The sequence below is a fragment of the Robertkochia marina genome, from assembly GCF_004799345.1.
Taxonomy (GTDB): Bacteria; Bacteroidota; Bacteroidia; order Flavobacteriales; family Flavobacteriaceae; genus Robertkochia; species Robertkochia marina.
The window spans coordinates 735,098-754,194 of record NZ_SSMC01000002.1 but is presented as its reverse complement, the minus strand read 5'-3'; the positions used below and the strand labels follow the sequence as shown (position 1 = coordinate 754,194).

The following is a 19,097-nucleotide window of genomic DNA, read 5'->3' as shown; positions in this document are numbered from 1 at the left end:
ATCTTAACTTTAGGTTTTCATTAAAAGCACCCAGATATAATGGAAATCATAAGAATTCCTCCAACAGTTTTGGATTTTTTAAAAGAACTTAAAGCGAATAATAACCGGGATTGGTTTGAAGAGCATAAACCTGAGTTTAAAGAAGAACAGCAAACCATGAAATCCTTTTTTGAACAGCTATTCAGAAAGCTCAATACGCATGACGAGGTTGATAGTTTTAAAATGTTCAGAATTTACCGTGATGTGCGCTTTTCAAAGAATAAAACTCCATACAAGTATCACCTGGCTGCTTCCTTTCATCGCCTGAAACCGCGTAATAGAGGAGGATATTACCTTCATGTTGAACCGGGAAACACCTTTATGGCAGCCGGATTCTGGAACCCTGAGAAAGATGATCTTTTTAGAATCAGGAAAGAGTTTGAGTTCGATGATCAACCCATGCGAGAGATTCTTCGATCAGAAGCCTTTACAGAGACTTTTAAAGAACTGAAGGGAGAGGATCTGAAAACGGCTCCGAAAGGTTTCGATAAAAACCACCCTGCCATTGATCTTATTCGTAAAAAGCAATACATCGTTACCCGGAATTTTACCGATAAACAAGTAGTTGCTCCCGACTTTTCAGAGGAAGTAAATAAGAGTTTCAAGGCAGTTAGACCCTGGTTCGATTATATGAGTGAAGTGCTCACAACCGACCTTAATGGGGTATCCCTGATAAGGGAGTGAGTTAAGAGCTAGGAGCTAAGAGCTAAGAGTTAAGAGTTAAGAGTTAAAAGTCACCATGTAAACCGCAAACTGTTAACCGCAAACTGTAACCTGCAAACTTAATCTGAAAACCGCAAACTGCTAACTGCTAACTGCTACCCCCCTTAGGCCACATGACCTTGCTCTAACAGTTGCAGCTGATCTTTTAACCGCTCTATCACCATTTTCATCATCCGCTTATTCAGGGCAGAAGAATTATCGGTATAGGTCAGGTATTCTTCAATGGTAAACTGCCCGATGATCATTCCTTTAAGGGAGTTTCTGAACTTCATATCCTTTTGAACGACATTTTCGATATAGTCCATTTTCTTTGGCAGTGAAAGACTGTAAAATACCCCTTTATGCTTGTTAGCATAGTTCTTAAAAGCTTCTACTAATAGCTCGCTCTGTAACTTTATTACCGGCCGAAGGGTGGTGTTCTGAAAACGCTCATCCTTACTCATGGAGTCATAAATTACAGCATTAGGGATGATGGGTCTGAGGTTGAGAAGATTCTCGTTTCTTAAAGCCATAATGAAGTAGTTTTACTAAAGGTAGGTTTTTCAACTTTTGTTTTTTTAAACCTATTGTTAAGGTTTTCAACGTACTTATAAACATTTCTGTCCCTGAATCCTTCTTGTTATTCATACCTTTAAAAGAAAAAATGATCAAAAGCATAAATCCATATACGGGAAAGCTGATAGCGCAATACGAGGCATATGATGAGACCACGGTGATGCATATGATCGAAAAGGGAAGCAATAGTTTTTTAGCATGGCGTAAAACCGGGGTTCATGAACGTTGTGAGTTAATAAAAGGGGTAGGAGATCATCTTTTAAAGAAAAAGGACGCCTATGCCCGTTTAATGAGCCTGGAAATGGGAAAACCTGTTAAACAAGCCATCGCTGAGATTGAAAAATGTGCCTGGCTGTGTGACTATTATTCTGATAACGCTCCCGGGTTTCTGAAGGATAAAGAGGTTATCACCGATGCTGCAATGAGTTATGTAGCCTATGAGCCTTTGGGGGTTGTTTTGGCCGTAATGCCGTGGAATTATCCTTTTTGGCAGGTTTTTCGTTTTGCCGTACCGACCCTTTTAGCCGGTAATACATGTTTGCTCAAGCACGCGTCTAATGTGATGGGTTGCGCAGAGGAGATACAAAAGATCTTTATCGATTGTGGCTTTCCTGAAGGTACTTTTCAAAATCTTGTAATTGGCAGCGATAAGGTAGAGATGGTGTTAGAACATCCGAAAGTACGTGCGGTAAGTTTAACCGGGAGTGAGGCGGCAGGAAAAGCTGTAGCCGCAATAGCGGGAAAAAATATAAAAAGCTCCCTTCTGGAACTTGGAGGCAGCAATGCTACGATCATTCTCAAAGATGCAGATCTTAAAGAAGCGCTCAATACGGTCATAAATGCCCGGTATCAAAATACCGGTCAGAGTTGTATTGCCGCAAAGCGGTTACTGGTTGATAAGCATATAGCGGATGAATTTATAGACCGCTTTCTGGAGGAGGTTAAGAAACTTCGTTCTGGCGATCCTTTGGATGAAGAAACCTATATAGGTGTATTGGCCAGGGAAGAACTTGCTGAAGAGCTGGAAGATCAGATGAACAGGTCAATTACTGCCGGAGCAACAATTTTGTGTGGGGGAGACCGCAAGAGAGCATATTTTGAACCAACGGTCTTGAAGACTAACGATCCTACGGTAGCTGTCATGCAGGAAGAAACGTTCGGGCCGCTAATGTGCGTTTGTGTTTTTGATGGAATAGAGGAAGCTATAGAACTGTCTAATCAAACCAACTTCGGGTTAGGTGTAAGTATTTTTACCCAAGACATTGAGAGGATAAAAAGTTATATCCCCAGATTTGAAGAGGGAGCTGTTTTCGTAAATGAGCTGGTAAAGTCTGATCCCAGACTTCCCTTCGGAGGGGTGAAGAATTCAGGATATGGCAGAGAATTAGGACTGGAAGGCATACGTAGTTTTGTAAACGTAAAAACGGTTTACATTAAAGGCTGAGCAATGAGGGGAAGATCAGGAAAGTTGCCCCTCTTCACAAGAAAATGGAGTGTACACCTTCTTTTGTTCAATAACTGGCAGGAAACAACTTTCTACCCCAGTACATTCAGGCTCATTGTAAGAACATTCAGATGATTTTTTATCACTAGACTCCTTTCCTATGGCAGAAGAAATGAGTACGATCAAAAGGTAAATGAGCGTTTTCATGACGGTTGTAATTTATTGGTTTACTTAAAGTTATCAAGCAATTAGTGCAGCTTTTGTCCTCTTAAGTTTATTTTACCAAAGAATTAACGAAACGCTTAGATTTAGCCTTCCATAATGTGAAGAATATCAAAAATTTTCTATAGAAATCTGATCATTCCTTGTCAATAGGATGGTCTTCATACCAATCTTCAAAGGTTTTGGTAGTGGTATAATTATCAGTGAGTACCATATAAACCATGAAGATCACCAATAGTTGGCCCAACATCATCAGAAAAAAAATGATATCCGGTCTTATATCCATTTGAGAGAATGCGGTTAAAAGAACTAAGAATAGAGTCACGAGAATAACCATGACCATGGCAGTTGATTTCATAACTTTTTATTGTCAAAGTAGTGAATCAACCTTTAATCCTGTCTTAACAATACGCTAAAAATCAACTCTTTAGACGAGAAATGTCATGAGACGTTGGCTTCTCATGAAGTTCCAGTCGGAAATAAGGCAGGGCTGCGTACAGATGTTCCATAATATCAGCCTGGATTCTTTCGTAATTTTCCCAGACCTTATCTGAGGAAAAGGCGTAAATCTCCAAAGGGATCCCTTCATTGGTTGGGGGCAGCAACCTGGACATCATTAACAGCTCCTTGTTGATAGCCGGATGATGCTCAAGATACTCATCACAATATTTCCTGAACACCCCAAGGTTGGTTTGGTTTCTTCCGTTTACCGCTACAGATTTATCGATCGATCTTTCAGTATTAAAGCGATCTATATCCTTTTGTCTGCGGTCTAGATATGGGGCTATTAGTTGAATTTTTTTCAAATCCTCTATTTCTTCTCCTGAAAGGAATTTAACACTGGAAGCCTTGATCTGAAGTACTCGTTTTATTCTTCGTCCACCGCTCTCTGTCATTCCTCTCCAGTTTCTGAAAGAATCAGAAATAAGGGAATAGGTGGGAATAGTGGTTATGGTATTATCAAAATTTCGAACCTTTACTGTTGTGAGATTGATCTCGATCACATCTCCATCTGCCCCGAATTTATCTAGGGTGATCCAGTCTCCTATACGAACCATATCATTTATGGATACCTGTATACTGGCAACAAACCCTAAAATAGTATCACGGAACATGAGTAGGATAATAGCCGATGCAGCCCCCAAGGTGGCTAAGAATTGCAGGATATCCTGATCGGTAAGCTCTGAAAAAATAACCAGGCCTCCAATAGCCCAAAGAAAAATGATACCTACCTGGCTGTAGGAATCCAGAGGTTTATCTTTAAAGTATGGTTTGGTTTTAAGATACCCTTTTACCGACTTGGTAATACTTCGGAGTATCCATACCACCAGTACGATCAGGTACACATCAACAGCTTTCAGGCAAAATTTCATCCACCCCGGAAAATCGTTGAAGATGATCGGTATTAGCTGTTCGAAAATGATCAGGGGGATGATATGGGCCATGTATTTCGGAAAATTTCCCTGGGCCAGATAGTCATCAAAAGTTGTTTTGGTCTTGTTTGAAAATCTGCGGAAACCTGAGATAATGATCCTTCTTAATATTTGATCCAGAAGTAAAATAAAAATGATGGCTATCAGCAGATTCACGCCGAGATTAATCCTTTGTGCCAGTAGTTCAGAATAACCCTGTTCAACAAGGAATTGCTTCAGATAGGTGGATATTTCTGCTAAATAATCGTATTCAGTCATAGGAGACATTGGTTTTCACGCACAAAAGTAATTAGGATTTCCTGAGTATAAAAACGCAGCCTGAACATTATTCTGTAGCTTCTGACAGGCCCTTAAAGTCTCTTTTTCTGGTCTTTTTTGGATTTTTAAACAAACGTTTGAAAAAACCATCCTTTTTCACAGGTTCGCAATCCAGCATGGCCGTTATTTCCTCATCGGCTTCAGGAAAGGTGGCAGAGGTTAAATCTTTGTATTGCGGATCATGCTCCAGTTTCTTCCACCAAAGGGCAAAAAGAGGCAAGGCTGAATTGGCGCCCTGACCCATTTGGGTAGAAGGGAATCCCAGGCGTTGATCATCAAGTCCTACCCAGGAAACACTCACCAGATCCTTACTTAACCCCACAAACCAACCATCCTTGTTGTTTTGTGTTGTACCTGTTTTTCCTCCCAGATCGCTCTTTATATGATAGGCGGTTCTTATACGGTTAGCGGTTCCTTCTTCAATGGTAGAACGCATCATTTCTAATACCACCCTGGCCGTGCCCGGTGATATGGCTTGTACGCGTTCATCCTCAGCGTTGTCCTGATGCTCGTACAAAACCTCTCCCTGCCTGTTTGTGATCGAGGTAATAAAATAAGGCGTACTGGCTGTACCTTCGTTCAGGAAGGCAGTGTAAGCGGTAGCGATCTCCAGTACCGAAACTTCAGCCGTACCCAGGGCCAGCGAGGGTACCCTTGGCAGATCTGAAACAATACCGAGGTTGCGGGCGGTATTAATAACGGGGTCAATACCGGCATCCTCCAGAACCTTTACGGCAACAGTATTTACCGAATGACTAAGGGCATATTGCATTGAATAATTCAGGTAATCGGTATTCTCTTTACGAGAGGTGTTTTTAGGGGTCCATCCTTCCAGATTTTCGTACTCTACCTTTCGAAGATCGTAATGTTTACAGGGGGAGATCCCTTCTTCGATGGCTGTGGCATAGACCAGCGGTTTAAATACGGAACCGACCTGCCGTTTGCTCTGAAGAACATGATCATATTGCAAAAACCGGTAGTCAATACCCCCGATCCAGGTTCTTACAGCACCGGTAGAAGCTTCTAAACTTACCCAACCCGTATTCAGGAGTTTCAGGTAATGCGCCAGACTGTCTTTTATGCTCATAGACTTCTGGTTTTGACCTGACCAGTCAAACACATGTCTGTTTTCCTTTTTTTGCAGGATCTCCCGGATCTTTTGGTTTGAGTACCCTTGATCTTTAAGATCTTTATAGACAGGAGAGGTTTTGATGACTTTCTCCAGCAGGACATCATTATTCCATGGAGCACTTTTGGTATAACCCTTTTCGAATTGACGCTGCAGGGTTTTCAGGTGCTGTTTCATTGACGCTTCAGCCTTTATTTGCATGTCCAGGTCAAGAGTGGTCTTTACCTGAAGTCCCTCAGCATAGATGTCGATGGTATTTCCGGTTTCTTTCTCATAATGGGAAGCCCATGTTTCCAGCTCTTTTCTTACCTGCTCCTTGAAGTACAAAGCACTTGCTTCCTCGGCATATATCCTGGTAAGGTTAAGATCCAATTCCTGGGTGCTGAGCTCATCAAATGCTTCACTGTCCAGCTTTCCATACTTAACCATTTGCGCTAGAACGGTATTTCGTCTCTCTAAACTTCTTTCAGGGAAAAGTCGTGGATTATAGGTATGGGTAGCCTTCAGCATGCCGATAAGGAGGGCAGATTCTTTTACATTTAAATTCTTGGCTGGTTTATTGAAAAAATGTTTTGCCGCTCTTTCCACCCCATAGGTATTATCTGAAAACGGCACGGTATTGAGGTATTTTTCTAAGATCTCCTCTTTTGAATAAAGTTCTTCAATGCGATTAGCGATCACAGATTCTCTGATCTTTGCTGCGACAAGGGCAGTAGTTCCCGAACCCACCCTGGGGTAAAGATTCTTGGCTAACTGCTGCGAAATTGTGCTGCCACCCCCGGAGGAAGCATCGCCCAGTAAAAGTGTTTTAAAGAATACTCTGAACAGGCTTTTTACATCAACACCATCGTGTTCATAGAACCGAACATCTTCTGTAGCAATCAGGGCATCGATAAGGTGAGGAGAGATCTCGCTGAATTCTACCGTAAGCCGGTCCTGATTATGCAGAGAACCCAAAGACTTTCCGTTACGATCTGTGATCAGGGTAGCATTGTCCAGTTGAGTGTTCAGGAGCTCGTCTTCGGAAGGAATTCTTCCCCATAAACCGGCGAAGACTGATAGGATGAACAGTAATAACAAAAAGAAAAGGCTACCCGAAATGATAGCCAATGTCTTTTTATGTTTGGTAAGGTATCTTAGGATCATTTAAAAGCTTTACAACTGTATACGTTTTAAAGAGCCTTTGAGATGTTTAAATCTTCTTAAAATATGTGAAAATTATCCGAGATACATTTTAAGTATCTTACTTCTTGAATTATGACGGAGTCTTCTGATACCTTTTTCGCGAATTTGCCTTACCCTTTCTCTGGTTAGATCAAAAATATCGCCAATCTCCTCAAGGGTCATCGGTTGTTCCTGGCCTATACCGTAATTTAATTTGATCACATCAGCCTCACGAGTAGATAAGGTGTCAAGTGCTCGTGTAATCTCGGTATGTAAGGAATCATGGATCAACTTCTTGTCGGGAACAGGAGATTCGGCCGATTTTACCACGTCGTAGAGATTTGATGTTTCTCCTTCTTTTAAAGGAGCGTCCATGGAAACATGCCGACCGGCATTTTTCAAGGATTGCTTCACATCTTTCACGGTCATATCTAACTCTCTTGCCAGCTCTTCTGCAGACGGCGGACGTTCGTGCTGTTGCTCCAGGAATGAATAGGCTTTATTGATCTTATTGATCGAACCTATTTTATTTAAAGGCAGTCTAACGATACGCGACTGTTCGGCAAGGGCCTGCAGTATCGATTGGCGGATCCACCATACGGCATACGAAATGAATTTAAAACCCCTGGTCTCATCAAATCTTTTGGCAGCCTTAACCAGTCCTATATTACCTTCATTGATAAGATCGGAAAGCTTCAGCCCTTGATTTTGGTACTGTTTGGCAACCGAAACAACGAATCTTAAATTTGATTTGGTCAGCTTCTCAAGGGCAGCGTGATCGCCCTGTTTGATCCGCCTGGCCAATTCAACCTCCTCATCAGCGGTGATCATGTCGATCTTGCTGATATCCTGTAGGTATTTGTCAAGGGATTTGGATTCGCGGTTGGTAACCTGCTTAACGATCTTTAATTGTCTCATATAAATGTTATTAGGTAATTACCCACACTTAATAACATTTTTTTTTTGAAAAAGCAAGTCTACCCCCTTTATTTAAGGATATTTGGCTAAATTTTATGATTTATTTAAGTAAAAACCGAATTATATGCTGTAAATAAATGGTTTGCGCCTCCCGGAAATAAAAAATCCGGTTACCCATTCAGGTAACCGGATCTTGTTTTATTCAAGGAACTTCTAATTAAAGAATTTCGATCACTTCTACTTCAAAGATCAGATCTTTTCCTGCAAGAGGGTGATTGGCATCTACCATGATGCTTTCTTCTTTGATCTCAGAAACTACCAGAGGAATCTCTCTTCCGTCCGGGGTTTTAGAAACCAGTCCCATACCTACTTTAGGTTCGATCTCAGACGGTAACTCACTCTTCATAACCTCTTGTACCAGTTCAGGCTTAACATCACCATAGGCTTCCTCTGAAGGAATTTCAAGTGTTTTTTTCTCATTTACTGCCATATCCAGAATACCTTTCTCGAATCCGGGGATCAGCATACCTTGTCCCAGGGTGAATTCAAGAGGTTCTCTTTCCAGGGAGCTGTCAAAAACCTGTCCGTTGGTAAGTTTTCCGGTGTAGTGCACTTTTACTGTGTCATTTGCTTTTACTTGACTCATAAAATGAATTTTGTGAGGCTAAATGCCTGTTCTTAAGTTAAAAGTGCGAAACTAGGCTTTATCATCGTGATAGCCATATGAATTATGTTAAGATTCCTATAAGAAGTCTGATTACCGACGGGTGAGGGAGGTGTCAATTTGTTAATTTCCAGATTTGTTTGTTTAAAATTTCAAGGTATCCCTTATTTCAATTAATTTTGCTGGTTTAAACTTTAGGCGCCCTGGAACTATGCATGCGATAGATGAAATAGAGAAAAAAGAGCTATACGGATATCAAAAAGGAGCTATAGATCAGATTTTCGATCGCATAGATAATCGCCCCTCCAATTATCATTTGTTATACCAACTGCCAACAGGAGGAGGAAAAACGGTGATTTTCTCTGAGATCGTAAGAAGGTATATAGAAGAGTACGGTAAAAAGGTGGTGGTGCTCACGCACAGAATTGAGTTGAGCAAACAAACCTCCAGAATGCTGCGTGGTTTTAATGTTAAGAATAAGATCATAAACAGTAAAGTAAAGGAACTGCCCGATCAACACGAATACATGTGTTTTGTTGCGATGGTAGAGACCTTGAAAAACCGTTTGAATGACAATAAACTGGAGATCGATAATGTAGGGTTGGTCATCATTGATGAGGCCCACTACAACTCTTTTCGTAAACTTCTTTCTTTTTTTAAACAAAGCTTCATCATTGGGGTAACAGCCACTCCCTTAAGTTCTAATATTAAGCTTCCTATGAAGGATAATTATAATGAACTTATCACGGGAGAGCCTATACAGGCCTTGATAGATAAAGGCTTTCTAGCCAAGGCAGACATCTACTCTTATGATGTGGGGCTGACCTCGCTGAAGGTGGGTATCAATGGTGATTATACTGTTAAATCATCAGAAGCGCTATACTCGAAGATCGATATGCAGGAGAAACTGTTGACGGCTTACGAGGAAAAATCGAAAGGGAAGAAAACCCTCATATTCAATAACGGTATAAATACTTCCTGGTATGTTTATGAATTGTTTCGGGAGGCAGGCTATCCGGTTCGACATCTTGATAACACCCATAGCAGCAAAGACCGGAAAGAGATCCTCAGATGGTTCAGAAACACTCCCGATGCTATTCTGAGCTCGGTGAGTATTCTAACCACCGGGTTTGACGAACCCACAGTAGAGAGTATCATTCTAAACCGCGCTACACGTTCGCTCACCCTTTATTTTCAGATGATAGGTCGGGGGTCAAGGGTATTGCCTAATAAAAATAAGTTTACCGTCATTGACCTCGGGAACAATGTGGCACGATTCGGGCTATGGAGTGACCCTGTAGATTGGCAGCACATATTCAAATATCCGGATTTCTACCTGGAGAGCATTAAAGACGATGAAGAGATCGAAAGAAATTTCTTTTATAAGATGCCGGAGAAGCTGCGAGAGAAGTTTGCCAATACCCCTGAAGTCTCTTTTGATGTGGAAGAGGTTTATGATCAGGTTTTAAAGAACGGCCTGCGATCGAAGGTAATTCTGGAACGCTCCCTTGAACAGCACACCAGTATGTGTGTAGATAACAGTGAAGATGCCTATGAAGCCAGAATGTTGGCTATGGAGCTTAAAGATGATATTGATTGTCGTATTAATCGTTATGCCCAATGTATCAGTAAAAGCACTAAGAATTACAGGGATTGGCTCGCCGAGGATTATTTTAAGAAGCTTCGGATAAATATTGTTAAAGCCTATCAATAGGATATAAAAGTACTTGATATAAAATGCCCCCAAAATGACTATTCATTCTGGGGGCATTTTTATGTGTTGTGTGTTGAGTTTATTATTCGCATCCGGAAGTAAAACCTTCGGCGCTGAAACTGGTTTGTACGGCTCCGGTACGGGAACCGTCAAAAGCCTGGATCACTAATTGATTTACACCGCTCCCGTCTCGTTTTGGGCTGCAGTACTCAAAGAGGTAGAAACTTCTGGCCTGTCCGCCAACGGCATCCGAAATTTCGTTAAAAGTAGCTTCTAGTTCTTCCTTGTTTTCAGCAAAAACACTACTGGTTTTACCGATGTTGGCAAGCACGGCCTCATCGATCTCCGAACCGAGTCCGATACTGAAAAAGCTGATATTATCACTGGCTTCATTAACGCTTTTTAAAGCAGCATCTCTGTTATAGCGTCCTGCCTGATCGGTTCCGTCAGTAAAGATGACAACTGAGGCTGCAGAGATGATCTCTTGCTGTGCAGTTTCATTTAAAAGATCTTCTGCCACAGCAGTCGATTTGAGAACAGCCCCATAAAGGTCGGTAGAAGAATCCTGGCTGATATTCTCATCGATACTATTCACAGCGGCAAGTAATACTGATTGGTCGCCGGTCAATTCCTGGAGCTGATGAAGCTTGTCTTCCCCGTCAAACCAATAAATGGCCATCTGATTGGAGGCCACCGGGGTATCGGGCATCACATTTCTGATAAAACTTGAGGTGGCTGCTTTTAATTCAAAGAGACTCTGGTTAAGTACACTGCCACTAAGATCCAACACTAAAATGGTATGCTGTTTAAAGATCTGTTCGTTAGGGGAGATCCGGGCATTCGATTCTGAGGATGAAATGGTGTTAAAGCAATTATCATTTCTTCCTTTCTCATAGATCTTGAAATCACTGGGGGTAAGTCCCGCAACCGGATTGCCGTCCTTATCATTTACCTTAAAAAACACGGAAACTTTTGCCGGAAGCGAAACAAATTCGTCCTGTATGGTGATCTTCAGATCAAGAGCTCCAAGGTCAAGGCAGGGGTCAATAGCTTGCTGGCTTGCAAAATCATCATCAGAATTTCCGCAGGATATCAGGAACAGGCTGGTTAATAACAGTAAACTCAGGGATTTTAGAAATTTCATAGCGTTCAAAATAGGTTTTAGATCTTTAGGGTTAACGTAATTCCGGTCATCATTAGTATATCAGGGAATCACAAGTTTTAAAGAAATTGGATCACAGATCAAGAAATTTAGCTTTTAACGCCGGGGTAGGCAACATGCACTGGTCTTTTCTGCCAAACCATCGATAACGGTTACGGGCAATAAGGTCGTATATTCCGTCACGGATAGATACCGGTAGTATATAATTGAAAAGGGTCAGGGCTTTCCATGGCCAACCCAGGTGTCTTGCAATTTCGATGGCCGCATCTGATTTAATGAAATAGGCTATTTCAGGTTCGATCAGAATAATAGAATCGATGCTTTTCGGATCGATATTTCTTTCTTCCAACATTTTCTTCCCCAGGTTGCTTTGCAGGGAGGCGTAACGAAATACATCTCCATGATCTCTTTTGATCACGAAATTAACCGCGCCGTTGCAAAGATTGCAAACACCGTCAAATAAGATCAGTTTCTTTCCGTTTTCCAATTTCACAGGATAAATATAGGTATTTTATTTTCGCTTGGCGGCCTGCACCAGCTCCAGTTTTTCGAGGGCAACAGAGGTGGTGAACATCCCGTAATTTACAATGGCTTTGTTCTTTTCTATGGCATCAATGCTTCCCACAGCCTTCCCGTCTTCAAGCCGTACCCGATCACCTACTTTTAGGAGGGGGCTTGGTTTAGGTTTCTCGATGACCGAGTCTTTCTTTTTTTCTTCTTTCTTCTTCTTTCGTATAACGGCTACCTTGGCTTCAAGTTCTTTTGCAACTTTTTCCCGTTCCTGGCGTTCGGCTCTTTTTTTGGCAGCTGAGGCTTGTTTACGCTTGGAATTCTCGGTTTCCACAATTTTCAGAAACTCAGAAATAAGCGGACGTTTCTTTTTATTGATAAAATACTTTTCAGCGATCTCATTGATCTTATTTCCTAAATAGATCATACGTTGATTGTGGTCAAACATCTCCTGATATCGCTCAAGTTTGATCTTTAATTTGCTGTTTAATTGTTCAAGGCGCTTGGTTTCCTCTCTTGTTTTGATCTCTTCTTCTTTAAGAGAACTGGAAGTTTTAGCTACTTTGCTGCGTTCTTTTTGAAGTTTTGCAATGGTGGCATCAAACCGGACCTTCCCGCGTTCGATCTTTTTCTTGGCCCGATTGATCAGGCTGTAAGGGATCCCGTTCTTTTGTGCTACTTCAAACGTGAAAGAGCTTCCCGCCTCACCCAATACCAGTTGGAAAACAGGTTCGAGCGTACTTCGGTCAAACATCATATTGGCATTCATGGCATGGGGTAATTCGTTCGCCAATATTTTAAGGTTGGCATAATGGGTGGTAATAATACCAAAAGCCTCTCTTTCATAAAAAACTTCCAGAAAAGTTTCTGCCAGGGCACCCCCTAATTCCGGGTCACTCCCGGTTCCAAATTCATCGATCAGGAACAAGGTACGGTCATTACATTTCTTAAGAAAGTAGTTCATGTTCTTTAACCGGTAACTATAAGTGCTGAGATGATTTTCGATGGACTGATTGTCGCCGATATCGGTAAGAATTCGATCAAATAAACAGGTGCTGCTGCGCTCGTGTACAGGAATAAGAATACCACATTGCAACATTAACTGAAGCAAGCCAACCGTCTTTAGGGTAATACTCTTACCCCCGGCATTAGGCCCGGAGATCACTATGATCCTGTTATCGGTTTCCAGGGTTACCGATTGAGGATAGGTAGGTTTATTATCCTTTTTATTCGTCACCAAAAGTAAAGGGTGATAAGCATCTCTGAAAAACAAACGCTTTTCTTTTGTGATCTCGGGCAGTACAGCATTGATCTCATGGGCGTATTTTGCCTTTGCAGCTACCAGGTCCATCAGAGATAGAAAGCTTTGATAGTCGTGTAACAAGGGAGAGAAAGGCCTGATAATATCGGTGAGTTCCTTGAGGATGCGTTGAATTTCTTCCTTTTCTTCGTATTCCAGGTTGTTGAGCTCCCGGTTGTATTGCTGGGTGGCCTCAGGTTCCATATAAACGATGCTGCCGGTCTTTGAGTGCCCCATGATGCTGCCCTTTACCTTTTTACGGTACATTGACTTTACCGCAAGGACTCTTCTGTTGTCAATAACACTTTCCCTGATGTCATCTAAAAAGCCTGAAGAAGCATAGGTGGAAAGTGCCGACCCGAAACTTTGATTGATCTTACCTCTCACCAGGCCAATAGCCTTTCTTATGTGATATAAAGCGTCTGAAGCATCGTCTTTAATATCACCAAATCTGTCAATAACTCTTCCTACTTCGTCTGCAAACAAGGTGGTTAGCTCCATATGCTTACAGGCGTTAGCGAGGTTGGGGTAATACTCTTCAAACTTGCCAAAAAACTTTAAATGCTCATTTACAGTAACTGAGAGGTTACCGATCTTCCTGAAACTTTCAACCTCTAAAACACTGTTTTCGATTTTCAGCATTTTCAGCTCCTCGTCTATAGGGTCAAAATAATGATTCGGTATCTTATTGTTATTATCGTAAGAAGCCAGGTACTCATGGGTTTGCCTGAGCGCCGTTAGTATGGTGTCTTCTGTGCGATAGGGAGCCACCTTCAGGGCCTTGGCCTTTCCGGGGGCAGTGGTGCAATATTCGGCGACCTGAGAAAGAACTTTATGAAGTTCGAGGTCATTTAATGTTTTGTCACTTATTTTATTCATAGCAAAGATAGTCGCTTTTCAAGCCGCACAAATTTACATAACTTATGCTGCATTTTAAGGCATTCTTGATGATATGCCTGTCTAAATATCAATTTGAAGTATGCTCAAAAATCTGCCCGAAGCCTGGAGCCCTTATCTGAAAGACCAGGTTGAATCTGATTATTTTAACCGTTTACAAGACTATGTAAAACGGGAATACGAGCTCTACCAATGTTACCCGCCAAAAGATCAGATCTTTCGGGCATTGTCACTTTGTGATCCCGGCAGTGTAAAGGTTGTTATTATCGGACAGGACCCTTATCATGGGCAAGGGCAGGCAAACGGCCTTTGTTTTTCGGTGAACCCCGGAGTGCCACACCCGCCATCGTTAGCGAATATCTTTAAAGAAATGCAACAAGACCTGGGGAAGGCTGTTCCTGAATCAGGTGACCTCAGTCATTGGGCCCGGCAAGGAGTACTGTTGCTGAATGCTACTCTTACTGTAAGGGAGTCAGAAGCCGGAAGTCATCAGGGGCAGGGTTGGGAGCAGTTCACAGACCGCGTTATAGGAACCGTTTCAGGGAATTTCAGTGACATTGTGTTTATGTTGTGGGGCGGATACGCGAAGAAGAAAGAGAAACTGATCAATACAAAAAACCATCATGTTCTCAAATCGGGACATCCATCGCCTTTAAGCGCTAACCGAGGATACTGGTTTGGTAATCAGCACTTTTCTTCCTGTAATCAGATCTTAAAAAAACTCGGTAAAGAACCTATAGATTGGTAGTGAGTTCAGTGTAAGGCAGGGTCTTTTCTATAATATTCAATTTTAAAAGCTGTTCCTGTACATTTTTGATCACATCTGCATCGATCTGTTCCTGGCTCCAGCTTGTCAACCCTAACCACTCTCTTATGTCATCCAGATTTTGTTCGTAACGATTTGAAAGCATTCGGTCAATACTTGGTATGTCTCTGAAATCTAAGGTAATAGAGTTTATCACTTCAAGTATATGTTTCACCGCGGAAGGTTCCTTTTGAAGAATGTGATTACTTGCTGCGATCACAAAACAGGGCCAGGGAGTAGGGCAGTCTCCTAACCGTCGGAAAGTACCCTCGTCCACCAGGGGTTTGGTGGTGAAATGTTCCCACATGAAATAATCTGCTTTCCCATCTGCTAAAGCTTCAACGGCTCCATGAATGGTATTGACCACATGAAATTTTAACTTTTTAGGGTCCCAGCCCGCATTATCTGCATTGATATAAGCCATTAAATGACTTCCGCTGCCATACCTGCTGATGGCTGCAGTTTTATTTTCCAGGTCTGAAAGTTCTCTGAAAGCGCTGTGGGCATCTACGTGAATGCCCCAATATAGGGGAGAGGCTATAAACTCCTGAATTATGCTGGAGGGATTGCCTCCAATGATATCTTTTACAATTCCTTCGGTAAGAATAATGGCCAGATCGGTTTCACCGTTTCTTAGCATCTCACACATCCGTCCCGTTCCTTCAGGAACATCTTCCCAAAGTAGTTCGATGCCTCGATCTGCAAAAACACCTTCTTCCAGAGCCAGATGCCATGGGAGGTTAAAATGTTCGGGGACTCCAACGATCTTGATCTCTTTCACAACACCATCTGTTTAAAACCTATCTAAAAGTAAGATGGAATTTCAATATATGGAACTATTTAGCCCTTAAATAACCTGTCTAGACGTCAAAAAGATCGGAATGCGCGATCTTGTCAAGTGTATACAGAATCAGTTCATCGATCTTCTGTTTTCCCCGGCTGGAAAAAGTACCACTTTCCCTGTTGGCTAAAATGCAATTCAAGGAAATACTGCGATGCCCCATTAAGGCAGCTAATCCATAGATTCCGGCGGTTTCCATTTCCAGGTTGGTAATGCGAAGGCCTTGATATTCAAAATGATAAAGCTTATCATTCTGTTCAGGATCGTTCACCTGAATTCGCAACTGACGTCCCTGAGGTCCGTAAAATCCAGAGTTGGTAGCAGTAACACCAAGGTGCATTTTTTCAGAGTGAAATACATCCAGCAACTCCTGATCTGCCTTCACCACATAAGGACGGCTGTGAAATGGCGACCATGACATGTGATTTGCCAGGGCCTGGCCCATATCATGCTTCAGAATGTGGTCGGCCTTGTAAAAATGCAAAAGATTATCAAGGCCAACTCCGTACTCACTGAGCAGGAAGCTGTCAACAGGGATCTCTTTGCGCAGAGAACCGGAAGTTCCAATACGAATAAAGTTGAGTCGGGTTAATTCGGGATAAATCTCACGTTTCTTAAGGTCAACGTTTGCCAGGGCATCCAGTTCATTAAAAACGATGTCAATATTATCGGTTCCGATCCCGGTAGAAATCACGGTGATCTTTTTCCCCTTATACCTGCCGGTATGAGTAAAAAATTCCCTTTTTTCACGCTTTACCAGGATCTCATCAAAATATTGAGATACCATTTTAACCCTTCCCGGATCGCCCACGGTGATGATGGTCTTTCCGATCTCATCAGGCAACAAAGCCAGGTGATAAATACTGCCATCTGCATTCAATATGAGTTCGGACGATGGGATCAAGTTTTCAGAGTTTTAGTAATTGATCATTTTCCTCGTAGTAAAGGAACGAGTACTTGGGAGCGCCTCCCAAATAATCATTGTCATTTCTTAAAACAGGATAAAAATTAGTATCGCCCTCAAGAACAGCCATGCCTTTACTGTTTAGTAATACCGGGTTAAGAGATTTAAACAAGGGGCGAAGGCGTTTAGACATCCTGTAATATTGCTGATCGCCATACCCGTAATTTTCCTGGTTCATCAAAATAGACCCGATGAGCTGCTCCCGTGACGCCGGTCGTTCTTCTGTAGCAATGCGAAGCATTTGGTTTTCCAGAAAGTTAAGTCCGTTTTGCACTGAAGGGAATCTTTTGCAATGAGCGTGAATGGCCTTTTTCAGGTATGGAAAAGCAGCCCGTTCCCTTTTAACGGCATTGTAAAGTCTGATTGGATTCTTCTCACAGTATAATTGCCAGATGAAGTCGGCATATTCCATATCATCCGTAGAAAGCAGAACCTTGTTGGAGTAACATTCCTTCAATTCATCAACACTGAGTTGGCTTAAAGGTACTAGTGCTCCTTTCGTATCAGTCTTACTTAAGGATACCAGGAAAACATCTGCATATGGCCGTTGTTTAAGCAACCAACTCAAAACCCCCAGCATATTGACCTGACAAAAAAGATCGTCCTCAAACCAAAGGACGATCTCTTGTTGTTTTTTATGATTACAAAGGTTACGATACTCTTTTAAGGTAAGGTCTATGAAATTTTGCTTGGAAACCTTGTAACGGGAATGTAAAAATTCAAAACGCTGCCGCCAGAAAGATTCACTGCCCACGTCGATGGTCGTTTTTCCCTCACAAAGCATTTCACGCCAGGTGATGATGTCTCCTTTTAGTTCAAGTCTCATAAGGGATCCGGTCATGGAATCCCCATTGGTGATGTGTAGTGGTGTAGTCATTTCTAGTTAGTTAGGTTCTATAAATTTATAAAAATACTTTTATAAACAAGAAATGACAGGAATATTAACCACCAACGCGTTTTGTTTTGAAGCCTTTTTCTTTAAGAATATCTATTATTTTATCACGATAATCACCCTGAATGATAATTTGGTCGTTTTTAAAACTGCCACCAACACTTAGGGTTACCTTGATCTCTTTTGCGAGCTTCTTAAAATCGTCATCGGCCCCGGTGTATCCCTCAATGATGGTAACAGGTTTGCCTTTTCGTTTTACATATTTACACAAAAGCGGCTCTTCCTGCATCCAGATACCTTCTTCATTATTTTCTTCAGCTTCTTCCTTGAAATCGTGATCAGGGAACAGGTTTTTTAACTGATCCTGTAAATCCATAACATTAAGACGTTTATAAATAATTATTTCTTAATCAGTCCGAGGTCGACCAATCTTTCGTGAAGAAATTCGCCGGCGGTGATATCTTCAAATTGTTTCGGATGATCTTCATCTATACAATTGTCGAGAACATTTAACGGCATATCACTTACCGGGTGCATGAAGAACGGGATGGAATACCGGGAACTGCCCCATAATTCTCTCGGAGGATTTATAACTCTGTGGATGGTTGACTTGAGCCTGTTGTTGGTGTGCCTTGACAGCATATCTCCAACATTGATCATGAGTTCATCGGGTTCGGCAATGGCATCGATCCATTCTCCTTTATGGTTCTGCACCTGTAACCCCCGACCCTGGGCTCCCATGAGCAGGGTGATCAGGTTAATATCTCCGTGGGCAGCCGCTCTTACAGCATCATCCGGTTCTTCTGTAATAGGAGGGTAATGAATTGGCCTGAGGATGGAATTTCCGTTTTTTATATAGGAGTCAAAATAGGTTTCTTCCAGGCCCAGATGGAGTGCCAGGGCCCTCAATACATATCGTGCTGTCTTTTCAAGTGCCTTGTAGGCTTTTTTACCAACTTCGTTAAATTCAGGAACTTCCTCTACGATCACATTGGGCGGATATTCTTTTTCCAATCTCGCATCGTCTTCCACATATTGCCCGAAATGCCAGAATTCTTTAAGATCTCCGGCTTTACGACCCTTAGCGTGTTCTTTACCAAAGGAGGTGTAACCACGTTGCCCGCCAAGTCCTTCTATCTCGTATTTCTTTTTCACCTCTTCAGAAAGGTCAAAGAAGCGTTTTACCTGTGCGTAGAGCTCTTTTACCAGCTCATCAGGTAAAAAGTGTCCTTTAAGAGCCACAAAACCAATTTCCTCATATGCCTTACCGATCTCATCTATAAATTTTTGTTTCGTTTCGGGGTTCTCTGAAAGAAATTCCCGGAGGTCAACACTTGGTATCTTATTCATTGTAATACAGTTATTTAAATGAGTTTATCCATGCAAATTTACACAATTCCAAA

Annotated in this window: 19 protein-coding genes; 4 read left to right on the top strand and 15 right to left on the bottom strand. The window is 41.9% G+C overall.

The features are described 5' to 3' along the window. Positions 1–39 precede the first annotated feature (39 nt). Positions 40–723 carry a DUF2461 domain-containing protein gene (locus E7Z59_RS09720; RefSeq protein ID WP_136336122.1) on the top strand — a complete coding sequence of 228 codons (684 nt, stop codon included), beginning with the start codon at positions 40–42 and terminating at the stop codon, positions 721–723. Positions 724–866: 143 nt separating this feature from the next. Here E7Z59_RS09720 and E7Z59_RS09715 read toward each other — a convergent pair whose 3' ends face one another. Further along, the gene (locus E7Z59_RS09715) at positions 867–1,274 is read right to left on the bottom strand and encodes a glyoxalase (protein ID WP_136336121.1); all 408 of its coding nucleotides are present in this window, start codon (positions 1,272–1,274) and stop codon (positions 867–869) included. Between the two features lie 131 nt (positions 1,275–1,405). Between E7Z59_RS09715 and E7Z59_RS09710 the strand changes: the two genes are divergently transcribed. Then, positions 1,406–2,761, top strand: a complete 1,356-nt coding sequence (locus E7Z59_RS09710; RefSeq protein ID WP_136336120.1) for an NAD-dependent succinate-semialdehyde dehydrogenase — start codon at positions 1,406–1,408, stop codon at positions 2,759–2,761. Positions 2,762–2,776: 15 nt separating this feature from the next. Here the strand turns inward: E7Z59_RS09710 and E7Z59_RS09705 are convergent, their stop codons facing one another. The 6 genes from E7Z59_RS09705 to E7Z59_RS09680 all read right to left on the bottom strand — a co-directional run bounded on the left by E7Z59_RS09705 (position 2,777) and on the right by E7Z59_RS09680 (position 8,591). Then, positions 2,777–2,968, bottom strand: a complete 192-nt coding sequence (locus tag E7Z59_RS09705; protein ID WP_136336119.1) for a hypothetical protein — start codon at positions 2,966–2,968, stop codon at positions 2,777–2,779. A gap of 151 nt (positions 2,969–3,119) precedes the next feature. After that, positions 3,120–3,341: a hypothetical protein gene (locus E7Z59_RS09700; RefSeq protein WP_168731276.1), complete on the bottom strand. Its 222-nt coding sequence runs from the start codon at positions 3,339–3,341 to the stop codon at positions 3,120–3,122. 61 nt (positions 3,342–3,402) lie between these two features. Further along, positions 3,403–4,674 carry a mechanosensitive ion channel family protein gene (locus E7Z59_RS09695; protein WP_136336118.1) on the bottom strand — a complete coding sequence of 424 codons (1,272 nt, stop codon included), beginning with the start codon at positions 4,672–4,674 and terminating at the stop codon, positions 3,403–3,405. Positions 4,675–4,741: 67 nt separating this feature from the next. Continuing rightward, a complete protein-coding gene (locus tag E7Z59_RS09690; RefSeq protein ID WP_136336117.1) occupies positions 4,742–7,009 on the bottom strand; it encodes a transglycosylase domain-containing protein in 2,268 nt (755 codons plus the stop codon). A gap of 72 nt (positions 7,010–7,081) precedes the next feature. After that, positions 7,082–7,945 (bottom strand): sigma-70 family RNA polymerase sigma factor, encoded by an 864-nt coding sequence (locus E7Z59_RS09685; protein WP_136336116.1) that lies wholly within the window; start codon positions 7,943–7,945, stop codon positions 7,082–7,084. 217 nt (positions 7,946–8,162) lie between these two features. Beyond that, positions 8,163–8,591 carry an FKBP-type peptidyl-prolyl cis-trans isomerase gene (locus E7Z59_RS09680; protein ID WP_136336115.1) on the bottom strand — a complete coding sequence of 143 codons (429 nt, stop codon included), beginning with the start codon at positions 8,589–8,591 and terminating at the stop codon, positions 8,163–8,165. 229 nt (positions 8,592–8,820) lie between these two features. On the opposite strand from E7Z59_RS09680, the gene E7Z59_RS09675 reads away from it, so the two are divergent. Continuing rightward, positions 8,821–10,323, top strand: a complete 1,503-nt coding sequence (locus E7Z59_RS09675) for a DEAD/DEAH box helicase (RefSeq protein WP_136336114.1) — start codon at positions 8,821–8,823, stop codon at positions 10,321–10,323. An 82-nt stretch (positions 10,324–10,405) separates the two neighbouring features. Here E7Z59_RS09675 and E7Z59_RS09670 read toward each other — a convergent pair whose 3' ends face one another. From E7Z59_RS09670 to E7Z59_RS09660, 3 genes are all read right to left on the bottom strand, one after another. Further along, positions 10,406–11,467, bottom strand: a complete 1,062-nt coding sequence (locus tag E7Z59_RS09670; RefSeq protein WP_136336113.1) for a VWA domain-containing protein — start codon at positions 11,465–11,467, stop codon at positions 10,406–10,408. Between the two features lie 91 nt (positions 11,468–11,558). Further along, positions 11,559–11,978: a thiol-disulfide oxidoreductase DCC family protein gene (locus tag E7Z59_RS09665; protein WP_136336112.1), complete on the bottom strand. Its 420-nt coding sequence runs from the start codon at positions 11,976–11,978 to the stop codon at positions 11,559–11,561. Positions 11,979–11,996: 18 nt separating this feature from the next. Further along, positions 11,997–14,174 carry an endonuclease MutS2 gene (locus E7Z59_RS09660; RefSeq protein ID WP_136336111.1) on the bottom strand — a complete coding sequence of 726 codons (2,178 nt, stop codon included), beginning with the start codon at positions 14,172–14,174 and terminating at the stop codon, positions 11,997–11,999. 100 nt (positions 14,175–14,274) lie between these two features. Here E7Z59_RS09660 and E7Z59_RS09655 point away from each other — a divergent pair, with 100 nt between their 5' ends. Continuing rightward, complete coding sequence (locus E7Z59_RS09655) at positions 14,275–14,940, top strand: uracil-DNA glycosylase (protein WP_136336110.1); 666 nt, start codon at positions 14,275–14,277, stop codon at positions 14,938–14,940. On the opposite strand, the gene E7Z59_RS09650 is transcribed toward E7Z59_RS09655, so the two are convergent. From E7Z59_RS09650 to E7Z59_RS09630, 5 genes are all read right to left on the bottom strand, one after another. Next, a complete protein-coding gene (locus tag E7Z59_RS09650; protein WP_136336109.1) occupies positions 14,927–15,778 on the bottom strand; it encodes a substrate-binding domain-containing protein in 852 nt (283 codons plus the stop codon). The genes E7Z59_RS09655 and E7Z59_RS09650 overlap by 14 nt on opposite strands. A 79-nt stretch (positions 15,779–15,857) precedes the next feature. Next, complete coding sequence (locus E7Z59_RS09645; protein WP_136336108.1) at positions 15,858–16,742, bottom strand: nucleoside phosphorylase; 885 nt, start codon at positions 16,740–16,742, stop codon at positions 15,858–15,860. A 4-nt stretch (positions 16,743–16,746) separates the two neighbouring features. Continuing rightward, entirely contained in the window at positions 16,747–17,679 is a 933-nt protein-coding gene (locus tag E7Z59_RS09640) for a DUF1835 domain-containing protein (protein ID WP_136336107.1), read from the bottom strand. Between the two features lie 64 nt (positions 17,680–17,743). Continuing rightward, positions 17,744–18,070 carry a translation initiation factor gene (locus E7Z59_RS09635; protein ID WP_136336106.1) on the bottom strand — a complete coding sequence of 109 codons (327 nt, stop codon included), beginning with the start codon at positions 18,068–18,070 and terminating at the stop codon, positions 17,744–17,746. Positions 18,071–18,093: 23 nt separating this feature from the next. After that, positions 18,094–19,044 (bottom strand): isopenicillin N synthase family dioxygenase, encoded by a 951-nt coding sequence (locus E7Z59_RS09630; protein WP_136336105.1) that lies wholly within the window; start codon positions 19,042–19,044, stop codon positions 18,094–18,096. Positions 19,045–19,097 lie beyond the last annotated feature (53 nt).

What these genes read in the sequence shown, in the direction of transcription:
- E7Z59_RS09720 (WP_136336122.1), top strand. Translation starts at nt 40, where the DNA reads ATGGAAATCATAAGAATTCCTCCAACAGTTTTGGATTTTTTAAAAGAA.
- E7Z59_RS09715 (WP_136336121.1), bottom strand. Translation starts at nt 1,274, where the DNA reads ATGGCTTTAAGAAACGAGAATCTTCTCAACCTCAGACCCATCATCCCT.
- E7Z59_RS09710 (WP_136336120.1), top strand. Translation starts at nt 1,406, where the DNA reads ATGATCAAAAGCATAAATCCATATACGGGAAAGCTGATAGCGCAATAC.
- E7Z59_RS09705 (WP_136336119.1), bottom strand. Translation starts at nt 2,968, where the DNA reads ATGAAAACGCTCATTTACCTTTTGATCGTACTCATTTCTTCTGCCATA.
- E7Z59_RS09700 (WP_168731276.1), bottom strand. Translation starts at nt 3,341, where the DNA reads ATGAAATCAACTGCCATGGTCATGGTTATTCTCGTGACTCTATTCTTA.
- E7Z59_RS09695 (WP_136336118.1), bottom strand. Translation starts at nt 4,674, where the DNA reads ATGACTGAATACGATTATTTAGCAGAAATATCCACCTATCTGAAGCAA.
- E7Z59_RS09690 (WP_136336117.1), bottom strand. Translation starts at nt 7,009, where the DNA reads ATGATCCTAAGATACCTTACCAAACATAAAAAGACATTGGCTATCATT.
- E7Z59_RS09685 (WP_136336116.1), bottom strand. Translation starts at nt 7,945, where the DNA reads ATGAGACAATTAAAGATCGTTAAGCAGGTTACCAACCGCGAATCCAAA.
- E7Z59_RS09680 (WP_136336115.1), bottom strand. Translation starts at nt 8,591, where the DNA reads ATGAGTCAAGTAAAAGCAAATGACACAGTAAAAGTGCACTACACCGGA.
- E7Z59_RS09675 (WP_136336114.1), top strand. Translation starts at nt 8,821, where the DNA reads ATGCATGCGATAGATGAAATAGAGAAAAAAGAGCTATACGGATATCAA.
- E7Z59_RS09670 (WP_136336113.1), bottom strand. Translation starts at nt 11,467, where the DNA reads ATGAAATTTCTAAAATCCCTGAGTTTACTGTTATTAACCAGCCTGTTC.
- E7Z59_RS09660 (WP_136336111.1), bottom strand. Translation starts at nt 14,174, where the DNA reads ATGAATAAAATAAGTGACAAAACATTAAATGACCTCGAACTTCATAAA.
- E7Z59_RS09655 (WP_136336110.1), top strand. Translation starts at nt 14,275, where the DNA reads ATGCTCAAAAATCTGCCCGAAGCCTGGAGCCCTTATCTGAAAGACCAG.
- E7Z59_RS09640 (WP_136336107.1), bottom strand. Translation starts at nt 17,679, where the DNA reads ATGACTACACCACTACACATCACCAATGGGGATTCCATGACCGGATCC.
- E7Z59_RS09635 (WP_136336106.1), bottom strand. Translation starts at nt 18,070, where the DNA reads ATGGATTTACAGGATCAGTTAAAAAACCTGTTCCCTGATCACGATTTC.
- E7Z59_RS09630 (WP_136336105.1), bottom strand. Translation starts at nt 19,044, where the DNA reads ATGAATAAGATACCAAGTGTTGACCTCCGGGAATTTCTTTCAGAGAAC.